Genomic DNA, 22,393 nt, shown 5'->3' with positions numbered 1-22,393 from the left:
GAGCCGAGCCGTGCCCTCGCACACCTTCACCGTCAACGGGCAGAGCGTCACCGTGGACGCGCCCGACGATCTGCCCCTGCTGTGGGTGCTCCGCGACATGCTGGGCGTGCGCGGCCCGAAGTACGGCTGCGGAGTGGACGTCTGCAAGGCCTGCACCAGCCACCTCGACGGGGTGGACGTCCGCCCGTGCGTGGTGCCGGTCTCGGCGTGCGCGGGGAAGACGGTGACCACGATCGAGGGACTGGCCGACGGCGAGGACCTCCACCCGGTGCAGGAGGCCTGGCTCGAACAGGACGTCGCCCAGTGCGGCTTCTGCCAGCCCGGCCAGATCATGGCCGCCGTCGCCCTGCTGAAGCGGACGAGCACGCCCACGGACGAGGACATCGACGCGATCGCCAACATCTGCCGCTGCGGCACGTACTTCCGCATCCGGGAGGCGATCCGCAGCGCGGCGGCGAAGATGTAGGCGTTCACCCCGTGACACAAGGGTGATATGGGATGAATCGGTAGGGTTGTGGCTGATCATTCCTGAATGAGGCGTATCAATGCGAAACGCGTGCTGGTCGGCGAACCGCTCGACACCGCGCGCCTGGGCGAGACCCTGCTGCCCAAACGGCTCGCGCTCCCGATCTTCTGCAGCGACCCGCTCTCCTCCGTGGCCTACGCCACCGAGGAGATCCTGCTGATCCTGGCCCTCGGCGGGGTCGCGCTGCTCCACCTCGCCTGGTACGCGGCCGCCGCCATCGTGTTCCTGCTCGTGGTCGTCGTCGCCTCCTACCGCCAGACCTGCTACGCCTACCCGGGCGGTGGCGGCGCCTACATCGTCAGCTCCAAGAACCTCGGCCCGACCGCCGCCCTCACCGCCGCGAGCGCCCTGCTCGTCGACTACGTCATGACGGTCGCCGTCTCGGTGGTCTCCGGCGTCTCCGCCATCACCTCGGCGATCCCCTCCCTCTCCGACCACGAAGTCCCCCTGTCGGTCGGTTTCGTGGTGCTGCTGACCCTCATGAACCTGCGCGGGGTACGGGAATCGGGCCGGGTCTTCGCCGTCCCCACGTACGGCTTCGTCCTCGTCATCTACCTGATGTTCGCGGTGGCCGCCTACCGGCTCGCGACCGGCGACACGATCCGCGCCGAATCCGCCGCGCTGCCGATCAGCGAGGAGGGCACCTACGCCGGCCTCGCGGTGGTGCTCCTCGCGCTGCGCGCCTTCGCCTCCGGCTGTACCGCGCTCACGGGCGTCGAGGCCATCAGCAACGGCGTCCCCGCCTTCCAGAAGCCGAAGAGCAAGAACGCGGCGACCACCCTCGCCGCGATGGGCGCGCTCGCCGTCACCATGTTCGCCGGGATCACCTTCCTCGCCATGAACTACCAGGTGCACGTGGCGGCGGACCCGACCGAGCTGGGCCTGGCCCCCGGAACCCCGATGTCCACCGCGCTCGCACAGATCGGCAGAGCCACCTTCGGCGACTGGCACGTGCTCTTCTACCTGCTCCAGGCCGTCACGGCCGGCGTCCTGATCCTCGCCGCGAACACCGCCTTCAACGGCTTCCCGATGCTTGCCTCGATCCTGGCCAAGGACCGGTACGTACCGCGCCAGCTCTTCAACCGCGGCGACCGGCTCGTCTACTCCAACGGCGTCGTCCTGCTGGCGCTCGCCGCCATCGCCCTGATCGTCGCCTTCGACGCCCAGCTGACCCGCCTCATCCAGCTCTACATCATCGGCGTCTTCGTCTCCTTCACCCTCTCCCAGGCCGGCATGGTCAAGCACTGGAAGCAGGAGCTCGCCTCCCCGGCGACCCGCAAGGAGGAGCGCATCCACATCCACCGCCGGCTCGTCATCAACGCGGTCGGCGCCGTCATGACCTCCGTGGTCCTGGTCATCGTCCTGGTCACCAAGTTCACCCACGGAGCCTGGCTCGTCGTCATCGCCATGCCGCTGCTCTTCCTCGGGATGAAGGGCGTGCGCCGCCACTACGACACCGTGGCCCGGGAAGTCGCCGTCGCGCCCGGGGTCAGACCCCGCAAGCCCGCCCGCCACCACGTCGTCGTCCTCGTCGCCGCCGTCCACGCGCCGACCCTCAAGGCACTCGGCTTCGCGATGGGTCTGCGCCCCGACACCCTGACGGCCCTGTCGGTCGCCGCCGACGAGGAGGACGCCAACCGGCTGCGCGAGGCCTGGGCGGAGCACGACCCGGGCATCCCGCTCAAGGTGCTGCACTCCCCGTACCGCGAGGTGATCGGGCCCGTGCTCGCCTACGTACAGGAACAGGCGGCCGCCGAGGGCACGGACATGCTCTCCGTGGTGATCCCCGAGTACGTGGTCGGGCACTGGTGGGAACAGCCCCTGCACAACCAGAACGCGCTGCGCCTCAAGGCACGCCTGCTGTTCACGCCCGGGGTCGCGGTGATCGACGTGCCGTTCCTGCTGGAGTCCGCGAAGCCCGCGCAGGAGGGGAATCAGGGGAAGGAGGACCGGGAGGAGCAGGCGGGGACCCGGCCGGGCGCTGGGTGACCGCCGCGTGGGCCAGCGCCAGCTCCACGACGTGCGCGGGATCGGCCAGCGAGCGGCCGGTGAGCTGCTCCAGGCGCCGCAGCCGGTTCGAGACGGTGTTGCGGTGGCAGTACAGCCGCTGGGCGGCGTACGAGGTCGAGCCCCGGCAGGTCAGCCAGGTCCCCAGGGTGGTCAGCAGCACCCGGCGGTCCTCCGGGGCCAGGGCCAGGACCGGGCCCAGCACCACCTGACGCAGCCGGCCCGCGAGTTCGGGCTCGGCCGCGACCAGCGCCGCCGGGAGCCGCTCGTCCAGCAGGGCGGTGTGCGGACCGTCGGCTCCCGGCGCCGCGCGCAGCGCGAGGACCGCGAGCCGGCGGGCCCCGGCCAGCTCGCCCGGCGTCTCCACCACCGGGCTCACCCCGGCGCGTAAGCCGAGGGGCGCGAGCAGATCGGTCACGGAGGCGAGCGGCAGCCCGCCCAGGTCCACGAGGCCGGTCTCCCCGTCGGCCCGGATCCGCCACAGCACGCGCGGGGCGCCTGCGTCCGGGGTCTCCCACGCACAGTCCCCGGCGTCGAGGACCACCACGGCGAACCGCCCGCGCTCCGGCAGTCCGAGCCGTCGCGCGGACTCGGCGGGCCGGCCCGCCGGACCGCCGCCGTCGAGGAGGGCGTCGAGCAGGGCCCCCCGCAGCTCCCGCTCGCGGTCGCCGCGTACGGCATCGGCCCGGCGGTACGAATCGGCCGCCGCGTCCGCCATCCGGTCGACCACCTCCCACAGGGCCGGCGCCCCGGGCAGCAGCCGGGGGAGCGCCGCCCGGTCCCGGGCGGCGACGGCCTCGGTCAGGAGCTGCCACAGCAGCCGGCCGCCGAGCCGGTACACGCGCAGCAGGGAGTCGAGGGGCAGGCCCTGGCGGGCGCGCAGCTCACCGTCGGCCCGGGCCTCGGTGAGGTCGGGCGGCAGGCCGCGCGCTTCGCGGACCAGGCCGTCGACGGCCTGGCGGAGCAGGTGGTGGACCCGCTCGCGCAGGGCGGCCCGGCCGAGCAGGGCCACGTAGACGGCGCAGGCCGGTTCCTCGGCCGGTGACCGGTCGGCGAGCCGCTCGGCGGCCACGGCGATCCGGCGGTCCAGGTCCTCGCGTATCTCCCCGATGATCCGCTCCATGACGGGCAGGGTGGCACGTCGCGGGGGGTGCTGGGGAGGGCCGCGACGAGGCGGTGTCCGCTAGCGTGTCCGAAGCACTGCACGTGCAGTGCATATGCGGCGGTCATACCGGCAGCCACGTCCACACCGTCAGGGACCCACCCATGCGCCAGAACCCGGAGCGCCGCGCCGCGCTGCTCGACGCCGCCATCGAAGTCCTCGCCCGCGAGGGCTCGCGGGGGCTGACCCTGCGCGCCGTGGACGCGGAGGCCGGGGTTCCGACCGGCACCTCCTCCAACTACTTCGCCAACCGCGCCCAGCTCCTCGTGCAGATCCTGCACCGCACCCGCGAGCGGCTGACCCCCGACCCGGCGGACCTGACGGGCCCCTTCGACACGAAGGTGCTGCTGCGCCGGCTCCTGGAGCGCATGCGCCGCGAGCGCAGCGTCCACACCGCGATGCTGGAACTGCGCCTGGAGGCCACCCGGCGGCCCGAACTCCAGGAGGTACTGGCGGGTTTCCAGGGCGCAGAACTGGAGGCGAACATCACCTGGCACCTGGAGGCGGGACTGCCGGGGGACCGGCAGGGCGTGGTCCTGATCTACCTGGCCATGCTCGGGCTGATCGTGGACGACCTGACCGTGCCCGCACTGCTGGACTCCCAGCCCGCACCAGGGATCGAGGGGCTCATCGACACCATGGTCGAGCGCCTCCTCCCGGAGCGCCCCGCCGACTGACTATCGTGCCGGTAGGGCTGGTTCCGCAGGACCGGCGGCGTCGGCAGGACCGGCGCCGCGGGAAGGACCGGCTCGCATCGCGTGGATCGCGTGGATCGCGGGAGGAACCGTGGCAATGGCGGACATCACGGGGCAGGGCACGGGCGACGGCACCCGCGCCTGCGACGGCGGCATCCAGTGGCTGGCGGACTGGAGCGCCTGGTACGTCAGCCTCACCTTCGCCCGGGGCATCGGCCCCGAGGAACTGGCCGCCCGGCTCGGCGCCCTGCCGGACCTGCACCCCGGGCCGCTCGGGGCCATCGACGCGTGGAGCATGGTCACCGAGACGGTGGACGGCGACGGGGTGGCCCGGGTCGGGAGCTGGGGCGACTGGTCCTTCGCCGTGGAACACGGAGTGCCCGCCGGGGCGCAGCGCCTCGCGGAGGTCTCCCGCTGCGGTGTCGAGGCCGTGCACCTCGACCCGCAGCCCGATCACCCGCCCAAGCAGTTCGCGTACGCCCGGGACGGCGAGCTGGTCTGCTGCTTCGGCATCGGCGAGGAGCACTGGCGCGGCGGCCACCGGCCCGACTTCCTCCTGCCGGAGCTGGTCGAGGCCAAGATCCTCACCCCGGACGGCTGCTACGCCCGCCCCGAGGACGAACCGTACGAGGAACGCGACCGCCTCACCCTCGCCGTACTGGAACACCGCTTCGCGCTCTCCCTGCCCCGCCGCCTCGTCGAGGAGACCCCGCTCCCGGCCTTCGTGACCTGCACGCAGTAGCGGCGCCCCGGCTCAGCCGGCGTGGTCCCGGATCACCTGGCGGGCCAGCGCGGCGCGGGCCGGAGCCAGCTCGGCCGCGATCGACCGCGCCCGCGGGCCGTCGCAGACGACCCGGGCGGGCCGCGGGTCGGCCGAGGCCAGGCAGCGGCGGCGCAGGTGGGTCGGCGGGTGGGTGTCGTCGACGCTGTGCCCGCGCCGGGCCGAGACCCGGCGCAGCCGCTCGTACTCGCTCTCGGGGACGGAGCCGATCCGCGCGGCCAGCCTTTCCCACAGCTCCCGTTCGGCGGCTTCGCGCGCCTCGCGGCCCCCGGATCCACCGCCCGCCCGGGCCGCCGTCACCGACTCGCGCCGCAGGTGTGCCTCGACGCCTTCGCTGATCAGCAGCCGGTCGAGCAGCGCGACGGCCGCCCCGGCGGAACCGGCCCGGGCCGCACCCGCGTCGGCCAGGTACTCCGCACGCTGCGAAGCCCGCATGGTCAGGCCGTCGAGCACGTGGATCAGCCCGTAGACCGCCCAGCGGGGCAGGAACAGCAGGGTGTTCAGGAGCCAGTCCATGAGGTTCCCGCGGGATGCCGGGACCAGGAACGAATGCCATGCGCCCAGGGTCCGCAGGGCCCCGTGCGTCACGAACGAGGAGCGGACGTCGCCGTTCGCGAAGTGCCCGAGTTCGTGTCCCAGCAGCGCCACGCGCTCCTGCGGCGTGAGGATCTCCCACAGCCCGAGGCCCAGGAACATCACGCGCCGGCCGCGGAAACCGTAGGTGCGGACCCCGGCGTTCGCGGAGGCGTCCACCACCACCGCGTGCACCCCCGCCGTCCCGACGGCCGCCCCCACCTCGTCGACCAGCCCGAAGAGTCCGGGCGCGTCCGCCCGGTACAGCAGCGGCGCCCCCTGCGGGAGCCGGCCCGGCCGGGGCAGCAGCACCGCCACGGCCACGAGGAGCAGGCCGCCGAGCACCGGCTGGATGCCGGTGTGCCACCCGCCGATGATCAGCACGGCCGCGGCCAGGAACAGGCCCGCGGTGACCCCGTGCACCAGCAGGGCGAGGCCGAAGGCCAGGACCGTAGAGCGGTCCGCCCCGACCCGGCCGGCCGCGCTCCCGCCCCGTGCGACCTCCTCCGCCAGCTGCTCCCCGTAACGCCGGGCCAGGCGCCGCCGGACCTGCGCGAGGCGCCCCCGGTCCGGATCCGGGGCGCCCGGGTCCACGTTCCAGTCGCAGGCCGCGCACCAGCTCACGTACCGCACGTGCACGGTGACCTCGGTCCCGCACTCCGGACACTGCCGCACCTGCGGTGCGGCCACTTCTTCGACGGCTTCCACGTCCGCTGATCCCCTCCCCGCCGCGGACCTGCAGTGATCCGCGGTCCGCGCAGGATAGAGGTGCCCGGACCGGCTTCCGCGGCCGCCCGGGGATGGGCGGTTTTGGCCGGGGAGGGTGCGGCTTGTGACACTACGGGGGTGAACGCGACCGACTTGTTCCACCAGACGCTGCGCGAGCGGATCGCCCCGGCGCTGCGCGACGCGGGTTTCACCGGAACGGGGCTGGAGTACCGGCTCCGGGACGCCGAACCCGACCACGCGTTGCTCGGCTTCCAGCGGAACGCTTCGTCCGGGGCCGCCGAGTGCAGGTTCACCGTGAACCTGCGCGCGGTTCCCCACGGGGAACACGAGGCCCTGCGGCGGCTGCGGCCGGTCCTCGGGACCCGGCTCAGCGCCAACCGCATCGGCCCCGTCGGCTGGCACGCCAGGATCGGGCGCCTCCTCGGCCATCCGCACGACCACTGGTGGAGCATCACCGACGAGCGCTCCGCCGCCCGCGTCGCGGACGAGGTCACGGACGTGGTGCTGCGCCACGCCGTCCCCGCGCTGTGGGCCGAGGTGACCGACCGGCCCCCGATACCGGGTCCCGTGGTGGATCCGGTGCCCGACTGCCTGGACCCGGTGTGCCTGCGGGTGGACAGCGACCCGTTCCCCGTCGGGAGCGGGGCCATCCTCCTGCCCGTGGACGTCGAGGGCACCCTCGTCCTGGAGACGGGCGAACGCCGCCGTGCCTCGCCCTTCCTCACCGTCCACGACGAGCTGACCGACGCGGAAGCCCGCATCGTCATCGACGCCCCCTGGCGGCTGGAGCAGCCGCTCTTCGGCTCGGTCCGGGTCGGCATCGCCGCCGACGGGGACGTCCGGGTCTCCGCCAGCCCGGGCAGCACGCTCCCCGGCCATCCGCTGGCGCTCCTCGGCGAACTGGCCCTGTGCCGCATCGACACGGCCGAGGTCGCCGGCAACGGCTCCCTGCGCCTCACCTTCGAACAGGGCACCCCGCGCGAGGCCTGCCTCACCGTCTCAGGCGCCCCGCACGCGCTGACCGTCGGCGCGCCCTGGCACATCGAAGGCTGGACACCGGCCCGCATCTGACGGCCCGCGGGCTCGTTCGGCATCGAGGGGGAGCGCCGGTTTCCGGGGTCCCGCATGAGTTGATCTTATGCTCAGGTTTACGCGCGTCCGCTGGTTTTGAGGCCGGTGAGCGACTTTGATGGGTTGGCCAGGCCTCGTACCGAAGCAGGGGGACCACTCATGGGCACCGATCACAGCCCGAAGGACAGCGCGGAGAGCACGGACAGCGGCAACGCCACCACGACCGCACCCACCCTCATCGGTTCCGTGCAGCGGGCGTTGCGGCTCGTGGAAGCGATGTACGCGGAGGGCGGGGCGACCGCCAAGCGCCTGTCCCGGCTCACCGGAATCCCGTTGCCCACTGTCTACCACCTGCTGCGCACCCTCAGCCACGAGGGCTACGTACAGCGCGAGGGCGGGTCCTTCCGGCTCTCGGACGATCTGCCGCTCGCTTCGTAGAGGCGTGTCGGATGGGGTGTTTGGGGCGCGGGATCGTAAGTAATGATCAAAAGAGGTGGGGTTCCGGCCAAGCTGTCACGTGCCATCGCGCATGTTCCAGCGGAAAATGCCAGAACGCCCTTCCGCAGTGTGGAAGTTGAGTAAGTTCCCTCCTGTCGCGCCGTACGACCGTGCACCACGCACGGTCCGGCCGGGAGGGGAGCCCGCGTGCCCGGGATCGACGAATGCCTGCTCGAAGCCATGGCCCTGCCTGGTGCCAGGGGGGCCGCGCTGGTCGACTGGAGCAGCGGACTGGCCCTCGGCACCGCTGGGGAATCACCGGTGGGGGACCACGAGACCACCGCGGCCGAAACCGCCGAGCTGGCCCGGGCGGCCGCCGAGTACGAGTCCTTCGCCCCGGTCGGTACCGGGGCGAAGGATGCCGCCGGGCCGCCGGTGGAGGACCTGATCGTCACCACCCGGACCGGGTACCACGTGCTCCGCTTCGTCGAGACCAGCTTCGACAGCAGCGTGTTCCTGCACCTGTGGCTCGACCGGACCGACGGCAACCTCGCGCTCGCCCGGCACAGACTCCGGGCCCTGGCCGAGGAGCTGGTGCTGAAGTGACCGCCGCCACTGTTGCCGCCGTCTCCCCGCTGCTCACCCGGCTAGCCGCCGAGCGGGCGACCGGCGCCCTGTTCCGCGAGCGCGGCACCCTCTTCCTGGAGGACGGCCGGGTGGTGCACGCGGAGAGCCCGGCCACCCCCGGACTCGACGTCCTGCTCACCACCGGCGGGGGCCTCACCCCCGAGCGCTGGACCGACGCGGTGAACCAGGCCGGCGCCCGCCGCCAAGTCGCCCGTTTCCTCGTCGACAGCGGCGGGCTCGCAGGCGGCGAACTGGAGATATGCCACCTCGCCGCGATCTTCGACGCCGCCTTCTTCGCGCTCTCCCCGGGCAGCGGCCCGTCCCGCTTCCGGCGCGGGGCCACCCACTGGATCGGCTCCGTCCGCTCCGTTCCGGCCGCCGCCGTCGAGCGGGAGACCTGCCGCCGCCGGGAGCTGCTGGACGCGGTCTGGCCCTACCCGCTGCTGGACACCTCCCCGGTGGTGCCCCGCCCCGCCGCCCCCGGCCAGACCGTCACCGCACGCCAGCGGATCCTGCTCGACCGGGCCGACGGGGTACGGACACCGGCGGACCTCGCCTGGGTGCTGGGCCGGCCGGCCTTCCACACCCTGCTCGACGTACGACGCCTCGCGGCGGCCGGGCTGGTCGAGACCCCGCACGCGCCGGCACCCGCCGCCGCCGCGGAGACGCCGCTGCCCGACTGGATGACGCAGGCGCAGTCCCCGGACGTGGCGTTGCTGCGCCGGTTACGCGACGCACTGGAGGCAAGCCTGTGAGGCTCCCGCTGCGAGCCGCCCAGCGCGGCGACCGTTCCGAGCGGCGGCAGTCCGAAAGGAGAAGGTCCGACATGAGTACCGTGCCCGCCGAAGCCGAGGCCGAGATACTCGCGGAGCTCAGACGGCTGCGGGCCCGTGTCCCGCAGCTGGGCGGGGCCCTCGCCGCGAGCGTCGACGGCCTGGTCCTGGCCCACGACAGTGCCGCCACCGAGGCGGAATCCGTGGCCGCCCTGACCGCCGCAGCCCTCGGGGTGGCCCAGCGGCTCAGTGACTGCACCGGGCAGGGCGGGTTCCGCGAGCTGCTCGTGCGGGGAGAGGACGGCTACGTCGCCACCTACGCGGCGGGCGACGCGGCCGTACTGACGCTGATCGCGGAGCCGCGCGTCAACGTCGGCCGGCTCCACCTGGAGGCCCGCCGGTCCAGCCTGCGCATAGCGGAGCTGATCGACCACAGCCTCGGCCGCCGAGGCCCGGCGCCGGGCGCGGCGCCGGGCGTCGGCCCGGGCTCCTGATCCCCCCGACCACGTAGATCCGTACGGACCGCACCGTAGGGACCGAAACGTCACGACCGAAACGTCACGACCGAAACGTCACGACCGAACCGCACTGACCGAAAGTGCGCGCCCGGGAAACCGAAAAGAAAGAGGAAAACGTCATGGCCAATGTGGAGACATCGCTCAAGGAAGCCACCACCAGTATCGACGGCGTGCTCGGCGTCGCCCTGGTCGATTGCAGCAGCGGTATGGCCCTCGGCACCATCGGCGGGGGAAAGGATCTCGACCTCACGGTCGCCGCCGCTGGAAATACCGACGTGGTGCGGGCCAAACTCCGCACCATGGAAATGCTCGGTCTGAAGGACGAGATCGAGGACATCCTCATCAGCCTCGGAGGCCAGTACCACCTGATCAGGCTCCTCAAGGGCCGGGGCTCCGCGGGGCTCTTCCTCTACCTCGCGCTCGACAAGACGCGGGCCAACCTCGCGATGGCCCGTCATCAGTTGAAGAAGATCGAGGCGGAGCTCGAAGTGTGATCCGGTGACGGCGAGGTGGCGGGCGGTTGAACTCATGGCCGCCCGCCCCGCGGCTTCCCACGTATGTCCCGAGACGACCCATTTTTGTCATCTCGTTACACCGTACGATGCTGCAATCGGCCGATCATCGCTAATGCCATAAAGCTGGAGAACTCGCCCCCATGCCTCCGCGCCTGAGTATCGTCGTCCCGGTGTACAACGTCGAGCTCTATCTCGACGAATGCCTGGAATCCATCGCGGCACAGACATTCGGCGACTTCGAGGCCGTGCTCGTCGACGACGGATCCACCGACGGCAGCGCGGCACTCGCCCAGGCATTCGCCGACCGTGACGACCGCTTCCGGCTGGTTCTCCAGAAGAACGCGGGACTCGGTGCGGCGCGCAATGCGGGCGCCCGCCATTCCAGCCCGGGCACCGAGTACCTGGCCTTCGTCGACAGTGACGACACCCTGCCGCCGGACGCCTACCAGCGCATGGTCGACGCCCTCGACGAGACCGGCTCCGACTTCGCGGCCGGCAACGTCAAGCGCTTCCGCTCCGTCGGCATGCAGCAGTCCTGGGGACACCGTGCCGCCTTCCGCGCGACCCGGCTGAAGACCCACATCTCGAAGTTCCCGGCGCTGGTCACCGACCGCACCGCATGGAACAAGGTCTACCGGCGCAGCTTCTGGGACGCGCATGCCTTCCAGTACCCGGAAGGCATGCTCTACGAGGACGCCCCCGTCTCCATTCCGGCGCACTACTTCGCCAAGAGCGTCGACGTCCTCTCCGCGTGCGTCTACCACTGGCGCGTCCGCGAGACCGGCGAGCGCTCCATCACCCAGCGCTCCACCGACCCGGTGTCGGTCATCGACCGGGTCGCCTCCGTCCGCCTGGTCCGCGAGGCGCTCCGGGGCAAGGAGGGCGCCGCCTACGCCCGCTACCTGCGCGAATACGACCGCAACGTGCTGATCGAGGAACTCCCGCTCATCTACAAACACGTTGCCGAGTCGGGCGCGGATTTTCGTGCCGCCTTCGCACGGGAGGCCGGCGGCCTCGTCCGGGAGATGGGCACCGGGCCGTGGCGCGACCTCTCGGTCGCGGACCGGCTCAAGGCCTACCTCGCCCGGGAGGGCCGGATCGAGGAGTTCGTCGCCCTCCTGAACCACCAGCGCGACTTCGCCCACAGCGTCCCGGTCAGGGGACTGGCCCGCCCGCAGGCCGACTACCCTTTCCTCACGGCACCGGTCCCCGCGAAGCTCCTCACCCTCGGCACGCCCGAACGCCGCGTCGTCAGCCGCGTGGAGGAGGCCCGCTGGGCCGATGGCAAACTGCTGCTGCGCGGCTACGCCGTGCCCGGACACCTGGGCGCCGAGAGCCGCCTCGGCTCGCGCAAGCTGCTGGTCCTCCGCGAGAAGGGCACGGGCCGCCGGGCCGTCGTCACCACCCGTACGGTCGCCTCCCCGACGGCCACGGTGAACTCCGCGCACCTCGCCCTGCGCCACGCCGACTGGGCCGGATTCACCGCCGTCATCGACCCCACCGCCTTCCGGAAGGGCGGCCAGTGGAACGAGGGCGTGTGGCGCACCTCCGTCATCGTCACCGGCGCCGGAGGTCTGCACCGCGCCCGGCTGGGGGGCGGCGAGCACGACAGCGGACACCACCCGCCCGCGCACTGGGTCGCCCCGGACGTGCGGATCGTCCCGACCACCAGCGGTTCCTTCAGCGTCCGGGTCGAGATCGTCCGCGCCCGCGCCCTGGACGTGCGGCCGGCCGGCGACGAAGCCGTCGAGATCTCGGGCGAGCTCGCCGCCGAGATCGGTGCCGGCGCCACCCTGCGTGCGGAGCACGGCTCCACCGGAACCGTGCTCGGCTTCCCGCTGGAGACCGCGCCCGCCGTCACGGGTGGCCGGATCCCCTTTACCGTCCGCCTGCCACTGGCCGGTCCGGCCGCCGTCCCGGAGATCCCGGGCGCACCCGGCGAGTGGACCCCGAAGCCGTGGAATCTCTCGGTGACCTGCGCCGACGGCTCCGAGCACCGGCTGGCACACGACGACCGCGCCGGGTTCGCCGGACTGGTCGTCGCGCTGCCCGGCAAGGAGCCCGGCCGGTCCCTCTTCGTCAAGCGCGGCGACACCGGACACCTCACCCTCTCGGTCCAGTTCTCCCCGCCGCTGGTCGACACCGTCGACGCCGAGGACGGGGCCCTGACGCTCCGGGGCCGGTTCGCCGCGCCGCTGGACGAGCCGTACGAGCTGGTCCTGCACGACTCGTCCGGCCAGGAGTTCAGCTACCCCGTCACCCGGCACGGCGACACCTTCGAAGCCTCCTTCGAGCCGGTGCTCCCCGAGAGCCGGGCCGGCCGCATCCCGCTGCCGAAGGGCCGCTGGTGGCCCACCCTGCGTCCGGTCTCCCAGGGCGGGGTCACCGCGGGCCTGGTCGGCGCGGACCGGGGCGCCCCGCTGCAGTTCGCTCCGACCGCGCTGCACGCGGGGCCCCACGCCGTCACGGCCCGGGGCCGCCGGATGCGCGTGGAACGCCGCTTCTACGACCGCGTCGTCCTGGTCGCCGACCCGATGATCAGCCCACAGGACCGCTCGCCCTACGCGCAGCGGATCGCGCGCGACGTGACGTACCCGGCGCAGAGCGCACTCCCGCTCAAGGACATCGTGGTCTACGACGCCTTCCAGGGTCACGGCGCCGGCGACTCGCCCCGCGCCGTCCACGAGGAACTCCTGCGACGCGAGCAGGAGTTGGAACACGTCTGGCTGGTCCGCGACGGACGAGCCGAGGTCCCCCGGACCGCCCGTGCGGTCCCGTACGACAGCCGCGAATACTGGGACGTGCTCGCCCGGGCCCGGTACTTCGTGGTCAACGACAGCGTGCCGCGCGCCTTCCGCCGCCGCCCCGGCCAGATCGTCGTGCAGACGTGGCACGGTACGCCGCTGAAGCAGATCGGCCACGACTTCATGCACGACTACTACACGAGCCCCGAGGCGCTGGACGCGCTGGAGCACGACAGCGCCCAGTGGTCGCTGCTCGCCTCCCCGGGCTCGTACGCCACGCCCGTCCTGAAGCGGGCCCTCGGCTACGACGGCGAGGTCATCGAGTCCGGCAGCCCGCGCACGGACGCCCTGGTGAGGCCCGACGCGGAGCGGATCGCGGAGGTCCGCCGGCGGCTGGACCTGCCGGAGGGCAAGAAGATCGTCCTGTACATGCCCACGTGGCGGGAGAACCGCCGGGGCTGGTCGGTCACCTCCGGCTACAAGCTCGATGTGAAGATCGACCTGGACGCGGCCCGCCGTGAGCTCGGAGCGGACCACGTCCTGCTGATCCGCGGCCACCACAAGGTCACCGAGCAGGTCCGCGACGGCGTCCGCGACGGGTTCGTCGTCGACGTGTCGCGCTGGCCCGACCCCACCGACCTGCTGCTCGTCGCCGACGTCCTGATCTCGGACTACTCCTCCGTGATCTTCGACTTCGTGCACACCGACCGCCCGATCCTGCTCTTCGCCCACGACCTGGAGCACTACCGGGACACGCTCCGCGGCTTCACCTTCGACCTGGAGGAGAAGGCCCCTGGCCCGCTGCTCAGGGATTCCGCGAGCCTGATCGAGGCCGTGCGGAACGCGGACGCGGTGGGCGCGCGGTACGCGCAGGCGCGGGCGGCGTTCCGGGCCGAGTTCTGCGACCTGGACGACGGTCGGGCGGCTCGGCGGATCGTCGACCGCATGCTCGGCCTGTAGCCCGCAGGAGTGCATTCCGGACGGGATGCGGACCGGTCCCGGCCCCACCGATGAGTTTCGGGGCCGGGACCGGTCTGTATGAGCGGGACGGGATTTCCCCCACCCCCACCCCCCATCCACCCCGCACACTCGGAGGCAGTCATGGCGAGCAACCCCTTCACGACCTGTCTGTGGTTCGACGGCGAGGCCGAGGCCGCCGCCGACTACTACCTGTCGGTCTTCAAGGACGGCCGGCGCGGCCGGGTCGGCCTCTACCCCGAGGGGGGCCCCGGCGTCGCGGGCGAGGTCATGGTCGTCGAGTTCGAGATCAACGGCCAGAGGTTCGTCGGCCTCAACGGCGGCCCGCAGTTCCCCTTCACCGAGGCCGTCTCCTTCCAGATCCACTGCGCCGACGACGCGGAGGCGGACTACTACTACGAGGCCCTGACCGGCGACGGCGGCGAGGAATCCGCCTGCGGCTGGGTCAAGGACAAGTTCGGGCTGTCCTGGCAGGTCATCCCGGCCGGGGCCATCGAGTTGATCTCCGACCCCGACCCGGGGCGGGCCGCGCGGGCGACGGCCGCGATGATGAAGATGAAGAAGCTCGACGTGGCGGAGATGCGGCGGGCGGCCGACGCGGGCTGAGGCAGGCCGAGGCCGGGCCGGCAGGAGCCCGCGAGGGCCGTCGGGGCCCGAGCGCGGGCCCAGGCCGGCTACCCGAGGAGCGCGCCCTCCGCGGCGATCCGCGCCAGCAGGGCGGGCAGCGCCGTCCCGATGGGCTCGCGGATCACCTCGTCGGCGAGGGAGTCGTACGGAGTCTCCTGCGCGTTCACGATGATCAGGCGGGCCCCGGCCTCCGCGGCCATCCCGGCCAGCGAGGCCGCGGGCTGCACCTGGAGCGTCGAGCCCACGGCCACGAAGACCTGGCACCCCTTGGCGACGGCGACGGCCCGGGCGAGCACCTCGGGATCCAGCCGCTCCCCGAACATCACGGTCGCCGCCTTCAGGATCCCGCCGCACGCGAGGCAGGCCGGGTCCGGTTCCCCGGCGGCGACCCGGGCCAGCGCCTCGTCCATACCGGAACGGGCATGACAGGCCGTGCAGACCACGGCCCGCGCCGTGCCGTGCAGTTCGAACACCTTGCGCGCGGAGGTTCCGGCGAGCTGGTGCAGACCGTCCACGTTCTGGGTGATCACCCGCAGCGGGATCCCGGAGCGCTCCAGCTCCGTGACGGCGAGGTGGGCGGCGTTCGGCCGCGCCCCGAGGGCTCCGATCTCGGCGCGCATCAGCCAGGACCGGCGCCGGATCTCCGGATCGGCCATGTAGTACGTGTAGGTGACGAGCTTCTCGGCGTCGGCCTCCCGGCGCCACAACCCCTGCGGGCCCCGGTAGTCGGGAATCCCCGAATCGGTGGACATCCCGGCCCCACTGAACACTGCGACGAGCGGCTTTCCCATGCGCCGACTCTAGGCAGCCCGGACGCCGTTCTCCACGGGGTTTCGGCCGGCCCGCGGATCTGGCGTCCAGCGGTGCTCGCCCCGTTCCGGGGGCGGCCGGTGCATCCGGGGCCCGGCTCCGCGCGGACATCCGTAGGGTGGCGGCATGCCGACCACCGTCCTGTACTGCTCCGATCCGCTGAACGCGCGCCGGGCCGACGCCCACTTCGCCGAGGAGGCGCGCGCGGTGCTCGCCGCCGGAGGCACCCTCGGGCTCATCGACCACGACGCGCTGCTCGCCGGGGACGCCGACCGGGCCGTGGCCCGGGTGCCGGCCGGGTCGGGGGCCCTGTGGTACCGGGGCTGGATGATCCCGGCGGCCCGGTACGCCGACCTCGACGCGGCCCTGCGCGAGCGCGGATGCGCACTGCGCGTGGCTGCGGACGCCTACCGGCGCGCCCATGAACTCCCCGGCTGGTACGAGGCGTTCGCCGGTCTGACGCCGCCCAGCCGGTGGCTGGCGACACCCCCGGGGCAGACCCCGGAGGCGGCCCGGCTCGCGGACGCCGCCGCGGCCCTCCCGTCCCGCGCCGGCATCGTCAAGGACTACGTCAAATCCCGTAAGCACCAGTGGGCCGAGGCCTGCCACCTCCCCGACCTCGCGGACCTGGCCGCCGTCCACCGTGTGGTGAACCGCTTCGTGGAACTCCAGGGCGAGGACCTGGCCGGCGGGGTGGTGCTGCGCGCCTTCGAACCGTTCACGGCGGCCGAGGGCGTGGCCACCGAGGTACGGGTCTGGTGGCGCGACGGCGAGCCCCGGCTGGTCACCGCCCACCCGGACAGCCCGTACGCCGAGGCCGCCGCGCCGGACCTCGGACCGGTGCGGGCCGCCGTCGCGGAGCTCGGCTGCGCCTTCGTCACCACGGACCTCGCGCTGCGCGCGGACGGGGCCTGGCGGGTCGTGGAGGTGGGCGACGGGCAGGTGAGCGATCTGCACCGGGAGGCCGATCGCGAGGCGTTCGTCCGTCTCCTGGCGGGCGGTTGAGCCCGCGCCGGTCTCCGATCGGGGCGGCCCGCGCACCCTCGCGGGCCTCGCGCGAAGGCGCACGGGCCGCGAGGGCGGATCTGGTACAACAGCGGGCATGACGGGACTGACTGGATTCGAGATCAACGGTGCGAGCGCAGCCGACATGGCGCTGCTCCGGGACTGGGCCGACGCGGAGGGCTGGAATCCCGGGGACTCCGACCGGTTCGCGTTCGCCGTCGCCGATCCCGGCGGATTCCTCGTCGGGCGGCTCCGCGGGGAGCCCGTCGCCTGTATCTCGGCCGTGCGGTACGGCGACGGGTTCGGTTTCATCGGCCTCTACATCGCCCGCCCCGACGTCCGGGGCCAGGGCTACGGGATCCAGGTGTGGAAGGCCGGCATGGAACGGCTCCACGGGCGGCTCGTCGGGCTGGACGGGGTGGTCGAACAGCAGCACAACTACCGCAAGTCCGGCTTCCGCTCGGCCTGGAACAACGTCCGCCACGAAGGGGTGCCGCGGGCGGCCGGCGAGCTTGCGCCGGAGCCGGCGGCCGGGGTGCGGATCGTGGACGCGGCCACTCTGCCCTTCGGGCAACTCGCGGCGTACGACCGGCGGTTCTTCCCCGCACCGCGCGACGCCTTCCTCGCGGCCTGGGTCGGCCTGCCCGGCCGTACCGCCCTCGCCGCGGTCCGCGACGGCCGGGTCGAGGGGCTCGGCGTCGTCCGGCCGGGCAGCGGCGCCTCGCGGATCGGGCCGCTCTACGCCGCCGACCCCGCCGTCGCCGCCGCCCTGCTGTTCCGGCTCGCGGAGCGGACCCCCGACGGCAAGGTCGCCGTGGACGTACCGGACGCCCATCCGCGAGCCGCCGCCCTGCTGGGCGGACTGGGCCTGACCCCCACGTTCGAGACGGCCCGGATGTACACCGGCCAGGAGCCGGACCTCGACCTGACCGGCATGTACGGGGTCACGAGTCTGGAGCTGGGCTGATCCGCGGACTCGGGTCCCGGGTCCGCGCCCCGGCTCAGATGCCGAAGACCGTGCCGGTGCTGTTCCACAGGGCGCACGGGTTCGCGTAGGTGTAGGAGTAGCTCATCCGGCGGCCCTGCCACACGCCTTCGGCGGTGACGGTCACCGGGCTCCACTCCCGGGTACAGGCCGCGTCGGGGCGCGGCTCGGCGAGCGCGTCCAGCTCGGGGGCGTAGGCCTGTAACTCGGCGCACGCCGCGTCCGGGTCCGGGTGGGTTCCGCCGGGCCGCGGTGCGCAGACCAGCGTGACCGCGCGCAGCACCGTACCGCTCGCCGCGTCGTCGCCGTCGGTGACGCTCAGCACGAGCGCGGACGGGGCGTAGAGGCCTTCGGCGCCGGCGGGCGCGGCTCCGGCGACGCCCGAGCCGGACAGGGCGGTGAGGGCCGTGAGCCCCATGGCGGCGGACGACAGTCCCAGGGTCCTGGTGACGGATCGCATGTCGAACACTCCTCGCGTCGTTGTGTCGGATAACGGACGCGAGTCTTGCCCATGCGGAACCGGAACGCCCGTTCGCACCTCTACTTCTCGTCACGCAGCGCGCACGCATGACCGCAGACCGCAGCGCCCGGGGGGCGCTGACCTGTGGGGGAGCGGTCGGCGGAATCGGCCCGAACCCGCCCGGATCAGCTCGCGGCGAGGCGGGGGGCGTACGTGTCGAGGAGGCGGGTCCGGGTCTGTTGCAGCCGCATCGCGAGGACCCGCCCGACCCAGTGGCCGAGGGCGGACCCGAAGGCCGGATCGGCGTCCATGAGCATGCGTACGGCCGTGGCGTCGAACTCGTACGCGCGGACCGGCGTCATGGCCTCGGCGCTCAACTGCCACATGTACGGAGGGAACAGCCACGACCAGCCGACCAGTTCACCCGGGCCCAGGCTCTCGATGGGGGTGGGCCGGCGGCCCGGTACCGGGATCTCCAGGGTCACCGTGCCGGAGCGCACGATCCAGAAGGACTCGGCCCGGGTGCCCTCGTCGAAGATCCGCGCGCCCTCGCTGAAATTGACCTCGCGGGCGTGCGACATCAGCCGTCCGCGGTGCTCGGTCGACAGGACGGCAGCGATCCGGATGGGGGAAGGTGTGCTCACGACGGCCTCCGATCGGGACCCCCCGCTCCCCCCAGTGTCGCTGACGCCGGACCGAATCCGGGGTGTCCGCCTCCGGAGAATTGTCCGATTTTCGGCGGCGCAAACCCCGGACGCCGGAAGTCCGGCCCCGCTACGGTCCCCGGCCACCCCCGTCTACTCCTCGGCACCGGCCTCCAGGCAGGCCAGCTCCATGGCGTCGAGGACGGCCTCGTGGCTGCGCCCGCTCAGCTCGGAGACGTTCTCGATCTGCGCCGTCGCCCAGGCCGCCAGGGTCATCACCAGCACCCGGAGCCCGTCGGTGCCGTACTCGGCCAGGATCTCGTCGGCGGCGTCCATCGCCTTTTCGGGCACCTGCTCCGGTGGTTCCAGCCCGGCCAGGCCGCGGAGCAGGGTCAGGGTGCGGCGGGAGATCTCGGGGGTCATCCTCGCCAGTCGCGTGTCTTCTTCGTTGCTCATCCCGCTCCGCCCCTCCGGTCCCGCGTCCGCGCCCGCGTACGTACCCGGGCGTGCGCTCCTGCCCGTGCCTGTGCCATCCCCCCAGGGCACCGTAGAGGGGTGCGGGCCCGGCCGGGGCGGCAATCGCGAGAACGCGCCCGCGCGTCCCAGTGGGCGGACGTGCGGGTGCGGGTCCGGGTTCGGGGCCGGGTTCGGGCCGGAGGTGGGGGGCGGACGGTGCGATTCGGCATCCGATGGGTCAAGTGCGGTGAACGGCACCGGGATTCCCCCTAGGGTGCCCGTGGTCACGGACGTGGACGTCCGTACGATGGTTTCCGGCCATTCCATGTGCCGTATTCCGAATGACGCGCACGGCGTCGCGCAGCACGGCGCGGCGCCGCGCACACCGAACTGGGGGGTTCATGCGTAGATCAAGAGGGCTGGCCGCCGCTCTCGCGCTGGCACTGGCCGGCACCTGCACGGCCATGGGCCTCGGCCTCGTCGAAGAGGCCGCGGCCATCACCCCGCCGGTGGCCTTCACCGCCGACGAGCTGCCCACCTGGCAGGCCAACGGTGTCGTCTGGGCCCTGGCCGAGGCGGGCGACCGGGTCTTCGTCGGCGGAACCTTCTCCGCGGTGCGTCCGCCGGACGGCGCCGCCGGAACCGAGCAGGAGGCGGTGAACTTCGCGACGCTCGACGCCGCGACGGGGGCCCCGACCTCCTGCAAACTGTCCTTCACCGTGGGCTCCGGCACCGCCACCGTCCGCGCGCTCGTCCTCTCGCCGGACAAGGCGACCCTGTACGCGGGTGGCTACTTCGGTGCCGTCAACGGCACCGCGGTCTCCAGCCTCGCCGCCATCGACGTGGCGACCTGCACCGTGAAGACCGACTTCCGGCCCGCCTTCGCGGCCACCGTACGGGCCCTCGCCGTCACCGGCGACACCGTGTACGCGGGCGGCGACTTCCTCACCGTCGCGGGCCAGCCGCGCGAGCGGTTCGCCGCCGTCGGCGCGGCCGACGGCACGCTGAAGCCCTTCACCGCGAACGCCGACGAGCCGGGCCGGGCCGTAGAGCTCACCCCCGACGGCGAACACGTGGTCCTGGGCGGAGACTTCTTCACGGTGGGCGGTACGAACAGTCACGCCCTCGCCGTCGTCGACGCGACGACCGGCGCCGTCACCAAGGCCTACCCGGGGTTCGTCGAGACCAACTCGGTGGTCAAGGACATCGCCACCGACGCCACCGGCTTCTACACCGCCAACGAGGGAACGGGCGGTGGAGTCTTCGACGGCCGGATCGCGCTCAACCTGAGCGACTTCGGCCAGCGCTGGCGGGACACCTGCCTCGGCGCGACCCAGGCCGTGCTCCCGTACCAGGACGTGCTCTACAGCGCCTCGCACGCCCACGACTGCTCCAGCGTCGGCGAGTTCCCGGACGGCCAGCGCCACCACCTGCTCGCCCAGCCGACCACGGCCACCGGCAAGCTGGGCTGGGCTCCCGACACCAACGACGGCATCGGCGAAGGCATCGGCCCGCGCGTGATGGCCGTCGGATCCAAAGGCGGCGTCCAGTACCTCTGGGTGGGCGGCGAGTTCACCACCGTCAACGGTTCGGCGCAGCAGAGCCTGACGCGCTTCGCCTCCACCGGGGACACGGGCGCGCCCAGCGTCCCCGTGGCGAGCGCCGTGAGCTTCAAGCCCGGTCAGGTGCAGGTGCGCTGGCGCACCAGCCTCGACCTGGACGACGGCACGCTCACGTACAAGGTCTACCGCAACGGCGCGGCCACGCCCATCGCCACGGTCGTGGCGGACTCGCTGTTCTTCCGCCGCCCGCAGACTTCCTGGACCGACACCACCGTCACCGCGGGGCAGTCCTACACCTACCGGGTGACCGCCACCGACGCGGCCGGCAACACCAGCGCCCTGTCGGGCACGGCGAGCGTGACGGTGCCGAACTCGCCCGACGCGTACCCCAACGCGGTCCGCACGGACGGCGCCCAGCTCTTCTGGCGCTACGACGAGTCGGCCCTGCCCTTCGTCGCGGACTCCTCGGACGGCGGCAACCAGAGCGGTGTGCACCTGAACGGCCCCGCCCTGCGCCAGACGCCCGGTGCGGTCTCGGGCGCGAGCACGGCCATCGGCTTCAACGGCACGGACACCCAGGTGTACGGGGACCGCCGCCAGTCGGTCGGCTCCACGTACAGCATCGAGACCTGGTTCAGGACGAACACCACCAGGGGCGGCAAGCTCTTCGGGTTCGGCAACAACCAGTCCCGCGGCAGCAGTCAGTACGACAAGCACATCTACATGACCAATGACGGCCGGCTCGTCTACGGCGTCTACAGCGGCGGGACCCACACCGTGACGACCGCCGCCGCGTACAACGACAACCAGTGGCACCACGTCGTCGCGACCCAGGGGCCGGGCGGCATGACCCTGTACGTGGACGGAGTCCAGAAGGGCACGCTGGGCTTCACCGCGCACGAGAACTTCGCGGGCTACTGGCACGCGGGCGGCGACAGCCTCGGCGGCTGGCCCGACCGCCCGATCAGCGAGTACTGGGCGGGCCAGCTGGACGAGACCGCCGTCTACCCGACGGTCCTGAGCGCGGCCCAGGTGCAGAACCACCACACCCTGGCCTCCGCACCGGCCGACTCCGTCGTCGAGGTCCAGGCCGCGGAGGACACGTACGCCAACGCGGGCGCCCCGAGCACCAATTACGGGACGTCCGGCTCGCTCGCGGTGCGCGGAACCTCGTTCTATGCGAGCTACCTGCGGTTCAACCTGCCCGCCGCGCCGGCCGGCACGGTGCTCAAGACGGCCACGCTCAGCGTGAAGACCAGCACCATGAGCGGCGCCGGCACGACGGACACGGTCTCCGTGCTCCCGGTCACCGGCTCCTGGACCGAGGCCGGGGCCACGTACGCCAACCGCCCGGCACTCGGCGGTCCGGCGCTCGGCGGCTTCTCGGGCGTCCCGGAGGGGTCGGCCGTCCACACGACCGGCCTGGACAAGACCGCCGTCGCGGGGGCGCTCGGCAGCGCGTACGGCCTGGCGCTGAGCAGCGCCGGGACGGACGCGCTGTGGCTGTGGTCCTCGGAGGCCCAGGCCAACGAGGGCTCCCCGCGCCTGACCCTCACCTTCGGCGCGCCGTAGCCGGAGCGGGCCACGCGCGCGGCGGGCCGGGGGGGTGCCCGCCCCCGGCGGCGCCGCGGGTGGGGGGGGCCAGGCCCAGCCCGGGCGCGGGGGGGGGCCGGTGGTGGTGCCCGGCGCCGGCTGGGGTTGGCCGAC

Annotated in this window: 19 protein-coding genes and 2 pseudogenes; 15 read left to right on the top strand and 6 right to left on the bottom strand. The window is 72.9% G+C overall.

The annotated features are described in order from the left end of the window. The first annotated feature begins 10 nt into the window (after positions 1-10). Positions 11-466: a (2Fe-2S)-binding protein gene (locus ABZY57_RS04740; protein ID WP_327251219.1), complete on the top strand. Its 456-nt coding sequence runs from the start codon at positions 11-13 to the stop codon at positions 464-466. 66 nt (positions 467-532) lie between these two features. Further along, complete coding sequence (locus ABZY57_RS04735; RefSeq protein ID WP_356508133.1) at positions 533-2,515, top strand: APC family permease; 1,983 nt, start codon at positions 533-535, stop codon at positions 2,513-2,515. A 16-nt stretch (positions 2,516-2,531) separates the two neighbouring features. Here the strand turns inward: ABZY57_RS04735 and ABZY57_RS04730 are convergent. Next, a pseudogene (locus tag ABZY57_RS04730) lies at positions 2,532-3,251 on the bottom strand (helix-turn-helix domain-containing protein); the annotation flags it as partial. A 548-nt stretch (positions 3,252-3,799) separates the two neighbouring features. Between ABZY57_RS04730 and ABZY57_RS04725 the strand changes: the two are divergent. Both ABZY57_RS04725 and ABZY57_RS04720 read left to right on the top strand, forming a co-directional pair. Next, positions 3,800-4,372 carry a TetR family transcriptional regulator gene (locus ABZY57_RS04725; protein ID WP_356508131.1) on the top strand — a complete coding sequence of 191 codons (573 nt, stop codon included), beginning with the start codon at positions 3,800-3,802 and terminating at the stop codon, positions 4,370-4,372. 115 nt (positions 4,373-4,487) lie between these two features. Beyond that, on the top strand, positions 4,488-5,132 hold the full coding sequence (locus ABZY57_RS04720) for a DUF6461 domain-containing protein (protein WP_356508129.1): 645 nt from the start codon (positions 4,488-4,490) through the stop codon (positions 5,130-5,132). A 12-nt stretch (positions 5,133-5,144) separates the two neighbouring features. Here ABZY57_RS04720 and ABZY57_RS04715 read toward each other — a convergent pair whose 3' ends face one another. Beyond that, complete coding sequence (locus ABZY57_RS04715; protein ID WP_356508127.1) at positions 5,145-6,452, bottom strand: M48 family metallopeptidase; 1,308 nt, start codon at positions 6,450-6,452, stop codon at positions 5,145-5,147. Between the two features lie 138 nt (positions 6,453-6,590). On the opposite strand from ABZY57_RS04715, the gene ABZY57_RS04710 reads away from it, so the two are divergent. The 8 genes and pseudogenes from ABZY57_RS04710 to ABZY57_RS04675 all read left to right on the top strand — a co-directional run bounded on the left by ABZY57_RS04710 (position 6,591) and on the right by ABZY57_RS04675 (position 14,743). Continuing rightward, positions 6,591-7,544: a DUF4304 domain-containing protein gene (locus ABZY57_RS04710; RefSeq protein WP_356508125.1), complete on the top strand. Its 954-nt coding sequence runs from the start codon at positions 6,591-6,593 to the stop codon at positions 7,542-7,544. A gap of 159 nt (positions 7,545-7,703) precedes the next feature. Further along, a pseudogene (locus tag ABZY57_RS04705) lies at positions 7,704-7,955 on the top strand (helix-turn-helix domain-containing protein); the annotation flags it as partial. Positions 7,956-8,189: 234 nt separating this feature from the next. Continuing rightward, entirely contained in the window at positions 8,190-8,588 is a 399-nt protein-coding gene (locus ABZY57_RS04700) for a hypothetical protein (RefSeq protein ID WP_356508123.1), read from the top strand. Next, positions 8,585-9,364: a transcriptional regulator gene (locus tag ABZY57_RS04695; protein WP_356508121.1), complete on the top strand. Its 780-nt coding sequence runs from the start codon at positions 8,585-8,587 to the stop codon at positions 9,362-9,364. The genes ABZY57_RS04700 and ABZY57_RS04695 overlap by 4 nt, the downstream gene beginning before the upstream one ends. A gap of 71 nt (positions 9,365-9,435) precedes the next feature. Continuing rightward, positions 9,436-9,876, top strand: a complete 441-nt coding sequence (locus tag ABZY57_RS04690) for a roadblock/LC7 domain-containing protein (protein WP_356508119.1) — start codon at positions 9,436-9,438, stop codon at positions 9,874-9,876. Positions 9,877-10,019: 143 nt separating this feature from the next. Next, complete coding sequence (locus ABZY57_RS04685; protein WP_356508116.1) at positions 10,020-10,394, top strand: hypothetical protein; 375 nt, start codon at positions 10,020-10,022, stop codon at positions 10,392-10,394. Positions 10,395-10,555: 161 nt separating this feature from the next. Next, positions 10,556-14,119 (top strand): bifunctional glycosyltransferase family 2 protein/CDP-glycerol:glycerophosphate glycerophosphotransferase, encoded by a 3,564-nt coding sequence (locus tag ABZY57_RS04680; RefSeq protein WP_356508114.1) that lies wholly within the window; start codon positions 10,556-10,558, stop codon positions 14,117-14,119. A gap of 141 nt (positions 14,120-14,260) precedes the next feature. Next, positions 14,261-14,743, top strand: a complete 483-nt coding sequence (locus tag ABZY57_RS04675; RefSeq protein WP_356508112.1) for a VOC family protein — start codon at positions 14,261-14,263, stop codon at positions 14,741-14,743. A 68-nt stretch (positions 14,744-14,811) separates the two neighbouring features. Here the strand turns inward: ABZY57_RS04675 and ABZY57_RS04670 are convergent, their stop codons facing one another. Then, positions 14,812-15,555 carry a Sir2 family NAD-dependent protein deacetylase gene (locus ABZY57_RS04670; RefSeq protein ID WP_356508110.1) on the bottom strand — a complete coding sequence of 248 codons (744 nt, stop codon included), beginning with the start codon at positions 15,553-15,555 and terminating at the stop codon, positions 14,812-14,814. A 145-nt stretch (positions 15,556-15,700) separates the two neighbouring features. On the opposite strand from ABZY57_RS04670, the gene ABZY57_RS04665 reads away from it, so the two are divergent. Both ABZY57_RS04665 and ABZY57_RS04660 read left to right on the top strand, forming a co-directional pair. Then, on the top strand, positions 15,701-16,579 hold the full coding sequence (locus tag ABZY57_RS04665) for an ATP-grasp domain-containing protein (protein WP_356508108.1): 879 nt from the start codon (positions 15,701-15,703) through the stop codon (positions 16,577-16,579). Positions 16,580-16,676: 97 nt separating this feature from the next. Next, positions 16,677-17,546: a GNAT family N-acetyltransferase gene (locus ABZY57_RS04660; protein ID WP_356508106.1), complete on the top strand. Its 870-nt coding sequence runs from the start codon at positions 16,677-16,679 to the stop codon at positions 17,544-17,546. A 34-nt stretch (positions 17,547-17,580) separates the two neighbouring features. Here ABZY57_RS04660 and ABZY57_RS04655 read toward each other — a convergent pair whose 3' ends face one another. The 3 genes from ABZY57_RS04655 to ABZY57_RS04645 all read right to left on the bottom strand — a co-directional run bounded on the left by ABZY57_RS04655 (position 17,581) and on the right by ABZY57_RS04645 (position 19,124). After that, positions 17,581-18,024 carry a subtilase-type protease inhibitor gene (locus ABZY57_RS04655; RefSeq protein ID WP_356508104.1) on the bottom strand — a complete coding sequence of 148 codons (444 nt, stop codon included), beginning with the start codon at positions 18,022-18,024 and terminating at the stop codon, positions 17,581-17,583. 185 nt (positions 18,025-18,209) lie between these two features. Beyond that, a complete protein-coding gene (locus ABZY57_RS04650) occupies positions 18,210-18,668 on the bottom strand; it encodes a cyclic nucleotide-binding domain-containing protein (protein WP_356508102.1) in 459 nt (152 codons plus the stop codon). Between the two features lie 153 nt (positions 18,669-18,821). Further along, entirely contained in the window at positions 18,822-19,124 is a 303-nt protein-coding gene (locus tag ABZY57_RS04645) for a hypothetical protein (RefSeq protein ID WP_356508100.1), read from the bottom strand. A 401-nt stretch (positions 19,125-19,525) separates the two neighbouring features. Between ABZY57_RS04645 and ABZY57_RS04640 the strand changes: the two genes are divergently transcribed. Continuing rightward, positions 19,526-22,258 carry a DNRLRE domain-containing protein gene (locus ABZY57_RS04640; protein WP_356508098.1) on the top strand — a complete coding sequence of 911 codons (2,733 nt, stop codon included), beginning with the start codon at positions 19,526-19,528 and terminating at the stop codon, positions 22,256-22,258. Positions 22,259-22,393 lie beyond the last annotated feature (135 nt).

Origin of the sequence: Streptomyces sp. NPDC006450 (assembly GCF_040612195.1) — a bacterium.
Classification (GTDB): domain Bacteria; phylum Actinomycetota; class Actinomycetes; order Streptomycetales; family Streptomycetaceae; genus Streptomyces.
This window is presented reverse-complemented; position numbering and strand designations above follow the sequence as displayed.

Coding starts and splice junctions, on each gene's coding strand:
- ABZY57_RS04655 (WP_356508104.1), bottom strand. CDS start 18,024: ATGCGATCCGTCACCAGGACCCTGGGACTGTCGTCCGCCGCCATGGGG.
- ABZY57_RS04660 (WP_356508106.1), top strand. CDS start 16,677: ATGACGGGACTGACTGGATTCGAGATCAACGGTGCGAGCGCAGCCGAC.
- ABZY57_RS04665 (WP_356508108.1), top strand. CDS start 15,701: ATGCCGACCACCGTCCTGTACTGCTCCGATCCGCTGAACGCGCGCCGG.
- ABZY57_RS04675 (WP_356508112.1), top strand. CDS start 14,261: ATGGCGAGCAACCCCTTCACGACCTGTCTGTGGTTCGACGGCGAGGCC.
- ABZY57_RS04725 (WP_356508131.1), top strand. CDS start 3,800: ATGCGCCAGAACCCGGAGCGCCGCGCCGCGCTGCTCGACGCCGCCATC.
- ABZY57_RS04685 (WP_356508116.1), top strand. CDS start 10,020: ATGGCCAATGTGGAGACATCGCTCAAGGAAGCCACCACCAGTATCGAC.
- ABZY57_RS04640 (WP_356508098.1), top strand. CDS start 19,526: ATGCGTAGATCAAGAGGGCTGGCCGCCGCTCTCGCGCTGGCACTGGCC.
- ABZY57_RS04680 (WP_356508114.1), top strand. CDS start 10,556: ATGCCTCCGCGCCTGAGTATCGTCGTCCCGGTGTACAACGTCGAGCTC.
- ABZY57_RS04670 (WP_356508110.1), bottom strand. CDS start 15,555: ATGGGAAAGCCGCTCGTCGCAGTGTTCAGTGGGGCCGGGATGTCCACC.
- ABZY57_RS04735 (WP_356508133.1), top strand. CDS start 533: ATGAGGCGTATCAATGCGAAACGCGTGCTGGTCGGCGAACCGCTCGAC.
- ABZY57_RS04690 (WP_356508119.1), top strand. CDS start 9,436: ATGAGTACCGTGCCCGCCGAAGCCGAGGCCGAGATACTCGCGGAGCTC.
- ABZY57_RS04720 (WP_356508129.1), top strand. CDS start 4,488: ATGGCGGACATCACGGGGCAGGGCACGGGCGACGGCACCCGCGCCTGC.
- ABZY57_RS04645 (WP_356508100.1), bottom strand. CDS start 19,124: ATGAGCAACGAAGAAGACACGCGACTGGCGAGGATGACCCCCGAGATC.